The organism is Bradyrhizobium sp. UFLA05-89 (genome assembly GCF_059803475.1).
In genome coordinates this window covers 196,240-211,102 of sequence record NZ_JBANBA010000001.1, presented here as the reverse complement: position 1 = coordinate 211,102, position 14,863 = coordinate 196,240, and the positions used below count along the sequence as shown (strand labels likewise).

The window sequence follows — 14,863 nt, the reverse complement described above, 5'->3', positions numbered from 1 at the left end:
GATTCTAATGCCGGACGGCGCCTGGCAGCCCGTATGCCTCCATCTGGGCCTGGACCTGCGCGATGTTGTGCCCGAGCACGACGATGTCGTGGGTCTTGCCTTCGATATCCCGGACATGGTCGCGCAGCAGCGCTTCGGCCTTGAAGCCAAGGCTCTCGAACAGCGCGATCGCTGCCTGCTGGTCGACCGTCATCTGGACCGAGAGCTTTTCAAGGCCGGCACCGAGCGCGAGCGCAAACGTCTCCTGCGACACTGCCCGTCCAACTCCCTTCCCGCGCACGTCTGATGACACCACCATCCGGATCTCGCCGACATGGGGCGACCAGGAATGGGGGTCACGTACCAGCGTGCCGCAGCCGACGACCGTGCCACCCCTCACCGCCAGCAGGCTTTGAATCGCACCGCGCTCGATCTCCTTGACCCAGGCCGAGAGCACCTTCGGCTCGCTGATGTTGCGCGGCAAGAACAGGAGATCATGCGTTGGCAGCGCCTTGCCGAAGGCGAGCACGGCGGCTTCATCCGCCGGGGACATCAGGCGGATCTCGACGTCTCCAGCATCCGTCTTGACGTAACGCGGATAGGAACGGGCTTCACTCATGTCGACCTCTTCCCCAGCCAGGAGTCCAGCTTCGGCCATAGCCGCTTGATCGCGTTGGCACCCGCGACGAGCGAGACGTGGCCGCCCTTCAGCATCACCTCTTCCTTGTCCTCGGACCCGATCCTCGTGATCAGGTGCTTTGCGGCGTCATACGGCACGATGTGATCGTGCTCGGCGACCGCGTGCAGGATCGGCACCTTGATGTTTTCCAGCTTTGCCGCGCGTCCCCCGACCGACATGGTGTCGTTGAAGAGCTTGTTGTCCCACATCAGGTCCTTGGTGATGGCGCGGAAATATTCGCCGGCGAGCGGCAGCGTGTCGGTCGCCCAGCGGTCGAACATCCGGTAGGACTTGACGAACTCGTCGTTCCAGATGTTCTCCCAGAGTTGGATCTGGCTTACCGCGCGCGAGGCCGGGCGAAGCAACTCGAAGGAGGACAGGATCATCTCCGGCGGTACATTGCCGACGCTGTCGACGAGACGATCGACGTCGAAATAGCGGCGGTCGGAGAAATTTGAGAACAGCTTCATCTCGCGGAAATCGATGGGCGTGGTGAAGCAGATCAGATTCTTCATCGGCCCGTCGTTCACAATCGAGCCGTAGAGCAGCGAAAGGACGCCGCCGAAGCAATAGCCAATGATGGAGACGTCCTGCTCGCCGGAATCCTGCTGCACGCGGCGGATGCAATCGGGGATGAAGTCGAGGACGTAGTCCTCCATCGCCAGGCTCTTCTCCTCCGGCCGCGGCGCGGTCCAGTCGAGCATGTAGACGTCGTAGCCGCGTTTGAGCAGAAACTCGATGAAGCTCTGGCCCGGCACGAGATCGAGGATGTACCCGCGGTTGGTGGTGGCCATCACGATCAGCACCGGCACGCGGTAGATTTCGTCCGACATCGGGCGGTAGTGATAGAGGCTCATCGTGCCGCGCGAATGCAGCACGTCCTTCGGAGTCGAACCGAGGGTGGGACCTGAGGTCGAGAAATATTCGACGCCCTTGATGCTGCGCATGATGGCGCGCTGCACCTCGGACTGGATGCGCTCCGGGATCTCCGCGAAATCAAGTCCCGTCGGCGCATTCATTTTTGCTCTCCGCTTTCGGATGGCGGACGCTTGGTGCGCGGCGGCCGCGGTGCGCCGCCCGACTGCGTCGTGCCTGATGCAGCCGACATCTGGCTCAGCATCGACCTGATCTCGGCGAGCTGGCTTTCGATGGATTGCAGCCGTTCAGCGATGCCGGTCATCTGCTCGCGGCTCGGCAGATTCATCGAGAGAAGGTATTTCTCCATGAGATCGCCGAATTGCTTCTGAGCACCCGCAGCAGCGCCGCCGGCCCGGTTCATGGCCTGCGAGAATTCGGGCGTCTCCATCGCTTTGGTGGCGAACGAGTTGAAGCCTTTCTCCATCTCGCCAATCATCTTCTGCCACAAGGCGACCGGATCATTGATCTTGTCGGTCATCGGCGTCCTCCAGGTCGAGGGCTGTGTTGCCCTTCTTTTCCCGCCATACCACACCGTTGTGACGGGCGGGTCAACCCACGAGCGGCGGCCTGTTGTCGCGCACGCGGCTTCTTTGCAGCGACAAACCGTGCGATACAACGTTGGTCGCCAGCAAGGGGGAACACGCCCGTGAATGCTTCCGCTCATCAGCCGCCGCAGACCGTCCGCACCAACGGCATCGACATCTGCTACGAGATTTTCGGCAACGACAACGCCGAACCTCTGCTGCTGATCATGGGGTTAGGGGCCCAGATGATCCACTGGGACGACGCGTTCTGCGAACAGCTCGCCGCACGTGGCTTTCGCGTGATCCGCTTCGACAATCGCGACATCGGCAAGTCCAGCCATCTGACCGGCGGCAAGCGGCTGACGCCGTTCGAGCTGTTGAAGCTGCGCCTCCTGAAGATTCCGGTGGCCGCAACCTACAAGCTGATCGACATGGCCAGGGACACGGTCGGCCTGATGGATGCGCTCGGGATCAAGTCGGCACATGTCGTTGGCGCCTCGATGGGTGGCATGATCGCGCAGGAGATCACGCTGTCGTTTCCGCAACGCGTGCGCTCGCTCACCTCGATCATGTCGACGACGGGCAATCCCCGCGTGCCGCCGCCGACCCGCGAGGCGGCTGCCATGCTGATGGCACCGCCGCCGCGCAGCAAGGAGGAATTCATCGTCCGCTACGGCCAGACCTGGAAAGTGCTGCGCGCAGGCCATTTTCCGGAGGAAGAGGCGCTCGATCCCGGCCGCGCGGAACGCGTATTCGCGCGCGGGCTCAATCCGGCCGGCGTCGGTCGGCAGCTTCGCGCCGTGCTCGCCTCGGGCAGCCGCAAGGAGCGCTTGCACGGCGTGAAGACGCCGACGCTGGTCATCCACGGTACCGTGGATCCGCTGGTGCACCCCGAAGGCGGCAAGGACACCGCAGCATCGATCCCCAACGCAACACTTCTGATGATCGACGGCATGGGGCACGCATTGCCGATGCGCTTCTGGCCGCAAATCATCGACGCAGTCGCCAAGCACGCCCATGGCGCCGCGGCGAAAGCGGCCTAACCCTTCCCCGCGATCCAGATCACATGGCGCGCGCCACCGCCTTTTCCGGTGGCGCGGACGTTGACTTCGTTGACCTCGAAGCCCGCGGCGCGAAGATGGCGTGAAAATTTCGCATGCGGCCCGGATGACCAGACGGCGAGCACGCCGCCCCGCCGCAGCGCCGTGTGGGCTTTTTTCAACCCCGCGACATCGTACAAGGCGTCATTGGCCTTGCGGGTGAGACCTTCCGGACCATTGTCGACGTCAAGCAGGATCGCATCGAACCCGAGCGGATGCCCTTCGATCAACTGCCCAACATCTGTTTCACGTATGTCAACGCGAGAGTCGTTGAGACTGTCGCCAAAAATCTCGGCCATCGGACCTCGCGCCCATGCCACCACGGCAGGGACCAGCTCGGCCACCACGATCCGCGCCTTGCTTCCGAGCACGGCAAGCGCCGCACGTAGCGTAAATCCCATCCCCAATCCGCCGATGAGGACAACGGGTTTGGCTACCTTCTCGATCTGTTTGGCTGCAAGCGTCGCGAGTGCGGCCTCCGAGCCCGACAGGCGGCTGTTCATCAGCTCGTTGGTACCGAGCATGATGGAGAACTCTTTGCCGCGGCGCATCAGGCGAAGCTCGCCATCGGAGCCGGGAATCCGAGTGGTATCGATTTTTTCCCAGGGAATCATGCGCAACGTTTAGCACGATCGAGGCCGGCGGCTATCCGCCCGCCCAGACGTCGAGCACGTAGCGGTTCCTCGCGCCGAGCTCCTCGATCCAGCGCGCGCCAGCGGCAGTGTCGCTGCCACTCTTCTCGCGATAGATGGCCACCAGTGCGGCCTTCACGTCGGGCTCCATCTTGCTGCCATCGCCGCAGACATAGACGATCGCGCCCTGCTCGATCAGGCCCCACGCCTTGTCCTTCTGCGCGGCCAGCACGTGCTGCACATAGGTTTTCGGCCCCTCGGCACGCGAGAATGCAGTGAACAGCTCGGTGACGCCGCTCGCGGCCAATGCCTTCAATTCATCGGCATAAAGAAAATCCTGGTCGGGGTGGCGGCAGCCGAAGAACAGCATTGCCGGCCCCAGCGCCGCACCCTTGGCTTTTCGCGCGGCGCGCTCCTGGAGGAAACCGCGGAACGGCGCAAGCCCCGTGCCGGGGCCGATCATGATGATCGGCACTGACGAATCATCCGGCAGACGGAACCCTGCCTTGGTCTCACGCACCGTGGCGTAGATCGTGTCGCCGGCGCGGCGATCGCTGAGATAATTCGAGCAGATGCCCTTGTAGATGCCGCGACCTGAAGCAGCCGGCCCGCCGACCACGCCGACGGTGACGCTGCATCGCGCAGTATCGACCGACGGCGAGGACGAGATCGAGTAATAGCGCGGCGCCAGCAGCGAGAGCATTTCGAGATAGACATGGAACGGCAGCTCGCAGGCCGGATGCTCGACCAAGAGATCGAATACCGATTTGCGCTTGGCCAGGATCTCGGCACGGTAGCGCTCGCCAGCCTCCGCGTCGTCTCCGACGCAGGCAAGCAGCTTCGGCTTGGTCACCGGGCAGCGCGTGTGCTCCGACATGATCTGGATCTGCTTGCGCGTCGCGACCTGCTGGAGCTCGACGAAATCGGTGAGGAGCTGACCGACGGACACGCTCTCGCCGACCGGCAATTGCGCGCGGCGACCTTCAGCCACCGCGAGCTTGATCTGGTCGGCCGGCAGGAAGCCGAAGCGGCGCGCCACGGCGTCAACCAGTGCCGGATCGTTGCGCGGCACCACGCTGAGATGATCACCGACGCGGTAGCTCACGCCTTGCGGCAACTGCACCTCGATATGGCGAGTCGAGCGCTCGGACGGGTTGGGACCGCTCTTGCTCTGAAGCTCGTGGTTGACCAGGACTTTCATCGCCGCCGTGCCGCCGAGCGCAGCGATCGCGTTGACCGCACCTGGTGCGACCGGCTCGACCTTGTAGAGCGGCTCATCGTCGGCGTTGCGGCGGAAGTCCGCCGTCAGCCCCCACTCCTTCACGGCCGCGGGCGCGGCGGCGGCGAACCATGTCTCAAACTGGCCATCGAGATCGCTCCGCGCATCACCCTCGCCGCGCGCATAGAGGCTGCGCGCGCCATGCGCAGCCAGTTGCTCGTCGATGAAGCGCGGCACGGATTGATAGGTGGCGGCCCAGTCGCTGTTGCCGCAACCGAATACGGCGTAGCTCACTTTTGAGAGCGCGTCCTTCGGCATCTCGCCATGGAGCCATTTGACGAACTGCGTGGCATTGTCCGGCGGCGCGCCGTTGTAGGAGGCGCAGAAGATCAGCACACCGCCCTCCTCCGGCAGCTTGCCGGCGTAATCGTCCAGCGGTGCGAGCTTGCTGGCAAAGCCGTTGACCTGAGCAAGATCGGCAACGCGCATCGCCAGCTCTTCAGCCGTGCCGAGATTGGAGCCATAGAGCACCAGCAGCGGCGTGTTGTGCCCGGGGCGCGTGGTGGCGCGTGGTACAGCCGCACCGGCACTCGTGGTCGCTGTCGCAGCGCCGGAATAGGCGGCGCGTTCGCGATCGGCGCGCGCATGGACCTTGATCTTGAAGCCTTCCGGCTTGATGGTCAGCGTTTCCTTCAGGTGCATCTGGTAACGCTGGTGGTCGATCAGCCTAAAGCGCTGGAGGATCATGCCGAGCGCAAGTGCGGCCTCGTGCATGGCAAAGCCCCGACCGATGCAGGCGCGCTGGCCGTTGCCGAACGGCTTCCAGGCATTGACGGGACGCTTGGCTTCCGCCTCGCGGCTGAAGTTCTCGGGATCGAACGCATCGGGGTTGGGTCCCCAGATGCTGGGATCGCGATGCAGCGCGGTCACCAGGATTGTGGTGAAGGTGCCCTTCTTCAGCTTGTACTTGCCTCCACCGATGGTCTCGTCCTTCAGCGGCGAGATGCCGTAGGCGGGCGCGGGCGGCCACAGCCGCAGCGCCTCCTTCAAAACCTGCGTGATGTAGGTGAGCTGCGTGACCTGCTGATAGGTCGGCCTGGCATTGACGTCGGGACCGAAGACGCGGTCGACCTCGTCATAGGCTTTCTTGAGAATGTCCGGGTGCTTGAGCAGCGCGTAGATGGTGTAGGACAACAGACCGCTGGTGGTCTCGTGTCCCGCGATCAGGAACGTATTGATCTGGTAGCGGATGTTGACGTCGTCGAGCTGCTGGCCGGTCGAGCGGTCGACGCCGGTCATCATGGCCGCGAGCATGTCCTTCTTGTCGTCCGAGCCTTCCGCGCTTTTGCGCCGTTCGGCGATGATCTCATCGACCATCTTGTTCATGAAGGCCACGTCCTCGGCAAGCGTCTTCCGCCGCTTCTGCATCCAGAGCTGCTCGAACGGCAGGCCGCGGGTCATCATGATGGTCTCGAGCGAGCGCACCAGCGACTCGACGAAGGGATGGTAGTCGCGCCGGTAGAAGGAATTGAAGCGGTAGTCGAAGCCGCACAGACCGATCGTATCCAGCGTCAGCGCGGTCATGTCGTGGACGACGTCGATCTCGTCGTCCGCGTTGAGCCGCTCCCATTTCTTGACGAGCTGCTCTGCGATATCGACCATGCTCGGGTGATAGGATTGCATGGCCCGGTTGCCGAACGGCTGGAGCAGGATGTTGTGGGCCTTGCTCCAGTTCGGTTCGTTGGTGTCGGCCGTGAAGAGACCATCGCCACCGACGGCGCGCACCCGGCGCAGCGCGCCGCGCACCACCTTGTCGAAGCGCTTCTCGTCCGAGAGCTCGTCGACGAGGTCATGGCCTGAGACGATGACGATCGGCGCCCCCATCATGTCGAGCCAGAAGATCGGACCTAGCTCCTTGGCGAGACGCGTCAGATGCTGCACGGGTGCAGCCGAATCCAGCGACAGCATGTTGCCGACCACCGGTTTGGTCGGCGGATGCGGGATCGGGTCCAGACGGTTCTTGGATGACATTAAGTGCGCTTCCCCCAATTGCGTCATTCCGGGGCGATGCGCAGCATCGAACCCGGAATCTCGAGGTTCCGGGTTCGGTCCTTCGGACCGCCCCGGAACGACAGCTCAACTCACACCGATGACCGCGTCGTCACCCAAACCGCCTTCTACGCCATTCGATCAGCTTGGCGCTGACCTCTTCCGGCTTTTCCTGCTGCGTCCAATGGCCGCTATCCCGCACCAGATATTTTTCGAGATCCGGCACCAGCCTCTCCATGCCGTCTGCCGCCGAGGGCGGCAGCACCGCGTCGTTCTCGGCCATGATCATCAGCGACGGCACGCGCACGTGATGATCCAGCTCCTTGGAGTTCTGCCAGTTGCGGGTAAAGTTGCGGTACCAGTTGATGCCGCCGGTGAAGCCGGTCTTGGTGAAGGCATCGACGAACACCTTCTTCTCCTCGGCCGACAGGATCGGCGTGCGCGCATCGAATTTTGCATCGTAGGCCGCAATCATCTGCGGAAACGCGAGGTTGGTTTTCGACGACGCTCCGACCCCTGCAACGGGCGGCTCGGTCGGCTTCGCGTCCGGCCGTGGCAGCGGCTTGCGCATGAAGGCATCGAAGGTCTGCTCGACGCGGCTGCCAAAAATCCTGTCCGGCTCGCGCGCCGGGTCCTGGAACTGCACGATGTACATCTGATCGCCGAACCGCTTGCGGAACAGCTCGATCGGATCGGCCGGCGCACGGTCCCAATGCGGCGTGTTCACGCCGACGACGCCGGCGACCCGCGAAAGGTGGCGCAGCGGCATCTGCCAGACGATGAAGCCGCCCCAGTCGTGGCCGACGAAGATCGCCTTGTCGATCTCGAGATAGTCGAGCAGACCGACGAGATCGCCGGTCAGGTGTTCCATGTCGTAGTCCTCGACCGGCTCCGGCCGATCGGTCGCGCCATAGCCGCGCTGGTCCGGCGCGATCACGCGGATGCCGGCCTCGCTCAGCGCCTTGATCTGGTGACGCCAGGAGAAGGCGAGCTCCGGCCAGCCGTGGCACAGCACCATCGGCGGCTTGTCGCTCTTCGGGCCCGCCTCGTAATAGCCCATGCGAATTCCGTTCGTCTGCACGAACTTGAGCGGCGGCATTTCAATCATCATGGGCTTCCTGGCAAACTTTCCTACTCGGCGGCGCCCTTGACGTCGGTCGCAGGCGGCGCGTAGGCCGCTTCCAGCGCGGCAAACTCTTCCGGCAGCATGTCGCACATCACCTGCACATGCGGGATGATGTTGGCGCCGACAATGAAGCCGAAATCGAGCTGGTCGCGATAGCTCTGCACGGTGATGTTGAGCGCCTGCCCGTGGGTGGAGATCGACACCGGATAGATGTGCAGCAGCTCGGCACCCGCGGCATAGAGCGTCTGCCGCGGCCCCGGCACGTTGGAGACGGTGATGTTGGCGGCCGGCGGCAGCACGTCCGACAGGTTCGAGCGGCTGTAGAGCAGCGCCAGGATCTGCGTCATCATCGGCGCGCCAAGCATCGAGATGTTGGAGACCTGCGGCATCAGCGCGCGCAGTGGATGCGACATCTCCTTGGCCTTGGTCGACTGTGCGATGATCGCCTCAAGCCGTCCCTTGGGATCGTCGACATTGGTGGCGATCGAGCAGATCATGCCGAACACCTGATTGTTGGCCTCGGTATTGCCCTCCTCGCGGAGCGAGATCGGCACCGCCGCGGTGAGCGATTTCGCGGGCAGCGTGCCGTATTGCTGGAGATAGCGCCGCACCACGCCGGAGGCGAGTGCGAGCACCACGTCATTGAGCTTGCCGCCGGCCTGCTTGGCGAGCGCCTTGGCACGCGAGAGCGGGATCGAGACGCCGGCAAAGCTGCGCTCGGAAGAGATCGACTTGTTGAGCATGGTCGGTGGCGAGACCATGCTGGCAAGGCTTTCGCGCGAGTTCGGATCGGATATCTTGCCGAGCACGTCGGAGACGCTCTTGAGCACAGTCGGAATGTTACCGGCAAAGCGCACCGCGCTTTCGATCTGGTACATCGCATTGTCGAATAGGATCGAGCCGATATCGCTCTTGCCCGTGCGCGGCAGTTGCAGGTTCTTGGCGGCTTGCGAGGCCTCGAGCGGCTGGGTGAAGAGTTGCTGGTAGGAATCGAGCAGATTGGCGGCGATGTCGCGCGGCTCCTGGCCGGGCTTCGCACCGCCCACCGGCGGATCGACCGTCCGCGGGATCGGCGAGATGTCGTAGATCATGTTGGTCAAGGCCGCGCCGGCGCCGCCGTCGATGGCGGCATGGTGCATCTTGGAATAGAGACCGACCTCGTTGTCCTTCATGCCCTCGAACACGTAGAACTCCCAGAGCGGACGGGCGCGGTTCAACAGCTTGGCATGCATCCAGCCGACGATGCGCTCGAGGGTGGCGCGGTCGCGCGGCGCCGGCAGGCTGGCGCGGAAGATGTGACGGTCGATGTCGAACTGGTCGTCCTCGACCCAGGAGGGATGGTCGATGTCGAGCGGCGCCTTTTCGAGGCGTGCTTTCAGGATCGGCGCGATGTGCAACCGCGAGGCGATCATCGCCTTAAAGTCTTCGAAGAAGTCGCCCTTGTAGTCGTCAGGCAGGCGAAAGATCGCCATGCTGCCGACATGCATCGGCATCTCCGGCGTTTCGAGATAGAGAAACGACGCATCCAGCGACGACAGCTTCTTACCGTCACCCATAGTTCCCTCCGACTTACATTGGACAGGCGCCTTACCGGCGCTTCTTGTCAGGCCGACACTGTAGGGGCCGGCGGGGCATATGCAATGGCAAACGGGCCTGCCGCCCGGTCGAATGGCCAGAACTCCCCTTCCGGTTGCGCCAGCCGATCGGCCACGGCCCAGAGCGCTGCGGGGTTGACGCCGAGCCCGATGTGGCTGGCGAAATAGACCTCGATGTTCTCGGCACGCTCGCAGGGCCGGCACTGGCAGGTTTGCCAGTGCACGATCCCGTCGCTGCGCGAAAAGATCGAGCTGCTCGGCACCGGCAGGTCGCCGGCGATGGCCTCGCGCAGCTCGGAAAAGTCCTCGACCCGTTCGCCCGACAGCGTCTCGTAGAGCCGCGTCGCATTGGTCGCCCGCACGTCATTGGCGAAGGGGCTGCCGAGCGTGACGACATAGCGGACCATCTCGGGCGCCTGCAGCGCGAGGTCGCGGGCATAGACGCCGCCAAGGCTCCATCCGACGAGGCTTACCTTGCGCCCGGTCGCGGCATGAATTTCCGCCAGGCGGACACGAAGCGAGTCCCGGACGCGCGCCAGCCCGCCGAGATTGCGGCCCATGCGCCAGGCCTGGGCGTCATAGCCGAGTTCGCGTAGATAGCGGCGCATCGGCGCCATCGAGAGGTCGCTGGCGAGAAAGCCCGGCAGTGCCAGCACCGGATGGCCGTCGCCCTTTGGCGCCTGCATCAGAAGCGGCGACAGGAACAGGCTGGCGTTGAATTCGAACAGGCCGCGCGCCTCCGCGAGCAGGAGCCCGAGGCCCGGCGGACGAAGCCGGGGCGGCACCTCTGCTCCGTCCTGCCCGGCCGGCATTATTTCTTCTTGTCGCTGCTGCGCGGGGCACCGAGACCGGCCATCGTCACGAACATGTTCTGAAACTGCTCGGCGATCTTCGGATCGAAGGTGAACCAGCTCTGGATCAGCGATTCCGGCGAGACCTTTTCGATGTTGCTCAGCACCTGCTGCTGCAACTTGTCCATCACCGCCGTCTGCATCGGCCCCACGTCGGGCAACCCGAAGAACTGGCGGGCCTCGAGAGGGGTGCAGTCAATTTCGATGTTAACCTTCATGTCCCCTCCTGATCGGATTCGGGCGGCCCTGCCGCAGTATCACCGCGAGTTGTGGTGCGACGCAAGCGACCTGATGCGGGCGCCACATGGCCCATCCCGCAATCAGTCAATATGGTCAATCAAAAGTCGAATGTCGCCGGCGGGCGATCTGTCGGACTATCGGTCAGCATTGCTGCACAGCGGCGCAAGTTGGCGCGTTCCTTGCTGGAATGGCGCTTGCACGGTGCAAAAACTCTGGGCAACATGGATTCATCAACCGGCCGAACAATCAAAAATCACGGCACGGCAGAGTGGAGAGGGTCAAGAATGTCGGTACGTCAGGGTCTTTTAGCGATGACGCTTGCCTCGGCGCTTGCGTTGGCGGTCTCACCGGCCATCAGCCAGACACTGCGCTACGCCAACCAAGGCGAGCTGAAATCGCTTGATCCCTACACGCTGAATGAAAGCACCACCCACGCCCATCTCGGCCATGTCTATGAGGGTCTCGTCGAGCGGGACAAGGACCTGAAGATCATCCCGGCCTTGGCCGAAAGCTGGGAAATACCGGAGCCGACCCGCTGGCGCTTCCATTTGCGCAAGGGTGTGAAATTCCACAATGGCGATCCCTTCACCGCTGATGACGTGGTGTTCTCCGCCGACCGGGTGCGCGCCCCGGGCTCGAACTTGCAGAACCGTCTCCCCGCCGACGCCAAAGTCGTCAAGGTCGACGACTACACCGTCGATTTCGTCCTCAGCTCGCCAAACCCCATCCTCCACGGGCAGTGGGACGTCTGGTACATCATGGACAAGAAATGGGCCGAGGCGAACAATGCGGTGGCACCGACGCCGGTCGCCGCCACGACCCCGAGCTACGCCTCGCTGCATGAGAACGGCACAGGCCCCTTCACGATCGAGAGCCATCAGCCCGGCGTAAAGACCGTTTTCAAGGCCAATCCGAACTACTGGAAGAAGCCGGAACATAATCTCAAGGAGATCGTGTTCACGCCGATCGCGTCGGACGCAACGCGCGTTGCGGCACTGTTGTCGGGTGAGGTCGACGTGATCGAACCGGTTCCGATCCAGGACATCCAGCGCGTCAATGCGAGCCCCAATGCGACGGTGCTGTCCGGGCCGGAACTGCGCACGATCTTCATCGGCATGGATGAGTCGCGCGATGAGCTGCTGTTCTCGAACGTCAAGGGCAAGAACCCGTTCAAGGACATCCGCGTCCGCGAGGCCTTCTACAAGGCGATCGACGTCGAGCTGATCAAGAATCGCGTCATGCGCGGGCTTTCGACCCCGTCCGCCCTGATGGTCGCCCCGGAGCTCTATCCCCTGTCGAAGGAGTTCACGCGGCCGAAATTCGATCTCGATGGCGCCAAGAAGCTCTTGACCGAGGCGGGCTATCCCGATGGCTTCGAGGTCACGATGGACTGCCCGAACGACCGCTACGTCAATGACGCCGCGATCTGTCAGGCCGTGGTCGGCATGCTTGCCCGCATCGGTGTCAAGGTGAGCCTGCTGGCGCAGCCCAAGGCGCAGTATTTCGCCAAGGTGCTGAAGCCCGGCGGCTACAAGACCTCCTTCTTCATGCTGGGCTGGACGCCGGCCACGATGGACTCCCAGAACGTGCTGCACGACATCATGGGCTGTCGCGACGATCCGAAGGATCCCAACCGCGGCGAAGCCAATCTCGGCGGCTACTGCAACAAGCAGGTCGACGCACTCACGGACCAGATTCTGGTCGAGCCTGACATGAACAAGCGCAATCAACTGATCAAACAGGCCTTCGAGATCGCCAACAAGGACTACGCCTATATCCCGCTGCATCAGCAGGCGTTGGCCTGGGGCGTATCGAAGAAGGTGAAACTGGTTCAGCGCGCGGACAACCAGGTCCTGCTCTACTGGGCCACCAAGCAGGAAGAGTAAGTGTCGACGAGTTGTGAAGTCCCGGAAGCCTCGGCTTCCGGGACTTGCCGTTTAGGGTTACGCAATGATGCGCACCGCTGAAGAGACGTGAAGGTATCAGATGCTCGCTTTCACGCTTCGCAGGGCAATCCAGGCCGTCGGTGTCATGATCGCCGTAGGCATCATTGCGTTCTCGATGTTCCGCTTCGCCGGCGATCCCGTGAACCAGATGGTGTCGATCGACACCTCGGGCGCCGAGCGCGCCGCGATCCGCCAGTCGCTCGGCCTCGATGATCCCGTGATCGTTCAGTTCGGCCGCTATGTCGCCAATGCAGCGCAGTTCAAATTCGGCATCTCCTACCAGTTCCGCCTTCCGGTCACGAATCTGTTGATGGAGCGGATGCCGGCGACGCTCGAGCTCGCGATCTGCGCCACCATCTTCGCGATGGTAGGCGGCATACTGATGGGCGTCTATTCGGCGCTCCGCCGCGACACCTGGCTCGCGCATGCATTCCAGGCGATCTCGCTGATCGGCATCTCGCTGCCGACTTTCCTGATCGGCGTCCTGCTGATCTATCTGTTCTCGGTGACGCTTGGCTGGCTGCCCTCGTTCGGCCGCGGCGACGTCGTTCATATCGGCTGGTGGACGACGGGGCTTCTCACGCTCTCCGGATTGAAGGCGCTGATCATGCCCTCGATCACGCTTGGCCTGTTCCAGATGACGCTGATCATGCGCCTGGTGCGCGCCGAGATGCTGGAGGTGATGCGCACCGACTATATCCGCTTCGCCCGCGCCCGCGGCCTCACGACACGCGCGATCCATTTCGGCCACGCGTTGCGGAACACGCTGGTTCCTGTGATCACGGTGGCCGGCCTGCAATTTGGCTCGGTAATTGCATTTGCGATCATCACCGAGACGGTATTCCAGTGGCCGGGAATGGGCTTGTTGTTCGTCCAGGCCGTTCAGAATGTCGATATCCCGATCATGGCAGCGTATTTGATGATGGTGTCCCTGATCTTCGTCACCATCAATCTCGTCGTCGACATCCTCTACACCATCGTCGATCCGCGCTTGCGCTCGACGGTCAGCCGGGCACACTGAGATGAGCGAGGCCGTCGTCCAGCACAAAACGGAAGAGCCCCTCGCGCGCAGTGCGGCCCATTCCGGCTGGTTCAAGCGCGCCGTCGAGAGCGACCTGTTCTATTCCTTCCGCCGCTCCAGGATCACCATGATCGCGGCTGCGATCACGCTGCTGTTCTTCCTGCTCGCCATCTTCGCCTCATTGCTGGCCGTGCAGAATCCGTTTGATCCGGCGCAGCTCCAGCTCCTGAATTCGCGCATCTCGCCACTCTGGACCGCCGACGGCCAGAGCCCGTTCCTGCTCGGCACCGACGAGCAGGGCCGCGACGTGCTCTCCGCGATCCTCTACGGGCTGCGGATCTCTCTCGTCGTCGGCGTGCTCGGTGTCGTCTTGTCCGGTGCGCTCGGCATTCTGCTCGGCTTGACCGCGGGCTATTTCGGCGGCGCCGTCGACGGCCTGATCATGCGCGTCGCCGACGTGCAGCTCTCCTTCCCCGCGATCCTGATCGCGCTTCTCGTCAACGGCATCGCCAAATCGGTGCTCGGCAACAAGCTCGACGAGATGAGCATGCTGGGTGTGCTGGTGCTCGCGATCGGCCTGAGCTTCTGGGTGCAATATGCCCGCACGGTGCGCGGCTCGGTGATGGTCGAGAAGAACAAGGATTACGTTGCCGCAGCGCAACTGATCGGCCTCCCCGCCCCCGTGATCATGCTGCGCCATGTGCTGCCGAACACGATGGGGCCGATCCTTGTCATCGCCACCATCAACCTGGCGCTGGCGATCATCACCGAGGCGACGCTGTCGTTCCTCGGCTCGGGCATGCCCGAGACCATGCCCTCGCTCGGCACGCTGATCCGCATCGGCAACAACTATCTGTTCGCCGGCGAATGGTGGATCGTCGCCTTCCCCGGCCTCGCGCTCGCGGCGCTGATCCTCTCCATCAACCTGCTCGGCGACTGGCTGCGCGACGCACTCAATCCCAAGCTCAGGTGAGTCCACCTCGT

General features: G+C 63.3%; 13 protein-coding genes. 4 read left to right on the top strand and 9 right to left on the bottom strand.

Annotation, left to right across the window (positions count from 1 at the left end; translation table 11 throughout):
- Positions 1 to 4: 4 nt before the first annotated feature.
- From SO139_RS00915 to SO139_RS00905, 3 genes are read right to left on the bottom strand one after another with little or no spacing between them, the layout of a single operon-like run.
- Entirely contained in the window at positions 5 to 598 is a 594-nt protein-coding gene (locus SO139_RS00915) for a GNAT family N-acetyltransferase (protein WP_449383267.1), read from the bottom strand.
- Positions 595 to 1,677: an alpha/beta fold hydrolase gene (locus SO139_RS00910; RefSeq protein ID WP_498539538.1), complete on the bottom strand. Its 1,083-nt coding sequence runs from the start codon at positions 1,675 to 1,677 to the stop codon at positions 595 to 597. The genes SO139_RS00915 and SO139_RS00910 overlap by 4 nt, the downstream gene beginning before the upstream one ends.
- On the bottom strand, positions 1,674 to 2,054 hold the full coding sequence (locus tag SO139_RS00905) for a hypothetical protein (protein ID WP_449383269.1): 381 nt from the start codon (positions 2,052 to 2,054) through the stop codon (positions 1,674 to 1,676). The genes SO139_RS00910 and SO139_RS00905 overlap by 4 nt, the downstream gene beginning before the upstream one ends.
- Before the next feature lie 168 nt (positions 2,055 to 2,222).
- Here SO139_RS00905 and SO139_RS00900 point away from each other — a divergent pair, with 168 nt between their 5' ends.
- Complete coding sequence (locus SO139_RS00900; protein WP_449383270.1) at positions 2,223 to 3,143, top strand: alpha/beta fold hydrolase; 921 nt, start codon at positions 2,223 to 2,225, stop codon at positions 3,141 to 3,143.
- Here the strand turns inward: SO139_RS00900 and SO139_RS00895 are convergent.
- From SO139_RS00895 to SO139_RS00870, 6 genes are all read right to left on the bottom strand, one after another.
- Entirely contained in the window at positions 3,140 to 3,814 is a 675-nt protein-coding gene (locus tag SO139_RS00895) for a spermidine synthase (RefSeq protein WP_498539575.1), read from the bottom strand. The two genes, SO139_RS00900 and SO139_RS00895, sit on opposite strands and share 4 nt — an antisense overlap.
- A 31-nt stretch (positions 3,815 to 3,845) precedes the next feature.
- Complete coding sequence (locus SO139_RS00890; protein ID WP_498539537.1) at positions 3,846 to 7,082, bottom strand: bifunctional cytochrome P450/NADPH--P450 reductase; 3,237 nt, start codon at positions 7,080 to 7,082, stop codon at positions 3,846 to 3,848.
- Between the two features lie 130 nt (positions 7,083 to 7,212).
- Positions 7,213 to 8,208: an alpha/beta fold hydrolase gene (locus SO139_RS00885; RefSeq protein ID WP_449383277.1), complete on the bottom strand. Its 996-nt coding sequence runs from the start codon at positions 8,206 to 8,208 to the stop codon at positions 7,213 to 7,215.
- Between the two features lie 23 nt (positions 8,209 to 8,231).
- Positions 8,232 to 9,782, bottom strand: coding sequence for a WS/DGAT/MGAT family O-acyltransferase (locus SO139_RS00880; protein WP_449383272.1), 1,551 nt, complete (start codon positions 9,780 to 9,782; stop codon positions 8,232 to 8,234).
- Between the two features lie 47 nt (positions 9,783 to 9,829).
- Positions 9,830 to 10,633, bottom strand: a complete 804-nt coding sequence (locus SO139_RS00875) for an esterase/lipase family protein (protein WP_449383273.1) — start codon at positions 10,631 to 10,633, stop codon at positions 9,830 to 9,832.
- A complete protein-coding gene (locus tag SO139_RS00870) occupies positions 10,633 to 10,890 on the bottom strand; it encodes a DUF6489 family protein (RefSeq protein ID WP_449383274.1) in 258 nt (85 codons plus the stop codon). The genes SO139_RS00875 and SO139_RS00870 overlap by 1 nt, the downstream gene beginning before the upstream one ends.
- Before the next feature lie 306 nt (positions 10,891 to 11,196).
- Between SO139_RS00870 and SO139_RS00865 the strand changes: the two genes are divergently transcribed.
- From SO139_RS00865 to SO139_RS00855, 3 genes are all read left to right on the top strand, one after another.
- On the top strand, positions 11,197 to 12,798 hold the full coding sequence (locus SO139_RS00865) for an ABC transporter substrate-binding protein (protein WP_474798128.1): 1,602 nt from the start codon (positions 11,197 to 11,199) through the stop codon (positions 12,796 to 12,798).
- A gap of 100 nt (positions 12,799 to 12,898) precedes the next feature.
- Positions 12,899 to 13,879: an ABC transporter permease gene (locus SO139_RS00860; protein WP_449379445.1), complete on the top strand. Its 981-nt coding sequence runs from the start codon at positions 12,899 to 12,901 to the stop codon at positions 13,877 to 13,879.
- Position 13,880: 1 nt separating this feature from the next.
- The gene (locus tag SO139_RS00855; protein ID WP_449379446.1) at positions 13,881 to 14,852 is read left to right on the top strand and encodes an ABC transporter permease; all 972 of its coding nucleotides are present in this window, start codon (positions 13,881 to 13,883) and stop codon (positions 14,850 to 14,852) included.
- Positions 14,853 to 14,863: the final 11 nt, after the last annotated feature.

Excerpts from the sequence above, each read along its gene's own strand:
- SO139_RS00910 (WP_498539538.1), bottom strand. The coding sequence starts at position 1,677 with ATGAATGCGCCGACGGGACTTGATTTCGCGGAGATCCCGGAGCGCATC.
- SO139_RS00860 (WP_449379445.1), top strand. The coding sequence starts at position 12,899 with ATGCTCGCTTTCACGCTTCGCAGGGCAATCCAGGCCGTCGGTGTCATG.
- SO139_RS00855 (WP_449379446.1), top strand. The coding sequence starts at position 13,881 with ATGAGCGAGGCCGTCGTCCAGCACAAAACGGAAGAGCCCCTCGCGCGC.
- SO139_RS00885 (WP_449383277.1), bottom strand. The coding sequence starts at position 8,208 with ATGATTGAAATGCCGCCGCTCAAGTTCGTGCAGACGAACGGAATTCGC.
- SO139_RS00880 (WP_449383272.1), bottom strand. The coding sequence starts at position 9,782 with ATGGGTGACGGTAAGAAGCTGTCGTCGCTGGATGCGTCGTTTCTCTAT.
- SO139_RS00915 (WP_449383267.1), bottom strand. The coding sequence starts at position 598 with ATGAGTGAAGCCCGTTCCTATCCGCGTTACGTCAAGACGGATGCTGGA.
- SO139_RS00890 (WP_498539537.1), bottom strand. The coding sequence starts at position 7,082 with ATGTCATCCAAGAACCGTCTGGACCCGATCCCGCATCCGCCGACCAAA.
- SO139_RS00895 (WP_498539575.1), bottom strand. The coding sequence starts at position 3,814 with ATGATTCCCTGGGAAAAAATCGATACCACTCGGATTCCCGGCTCCGAT.
- SO139_RS00875 (WP_449383273.1), bottom strand. The coding sequence starts at position 10,633 with ATGCCGGCCGGGCAGGACGGAGCAGAGGTGCCGCCCCGGCTTCGTCCG.
- SO139_RS00870 (WP_449383274.1), bottom strand. The coding sequence starts at position 10,890 with ATGAAGGTTAACATCGAAATTGACTGCACCCCTCTCGAGGCCCGCCAG.
- SO139_RS00905 (WP_449383269.1), bottom strand. The coding sequence starts at position 2,054 with ATGACCGACAAGATCAATGATCCGGTCGCCTTGTGGCAGAAGATGATT.
- SO139_RS00865 (WP_474798128.1), top strand. The coding sequence starts at position 11,197 with ATGTCGGTACGTCAGGGTCTTTTAGCGATGACGCTTGCCTCGGCGCTT.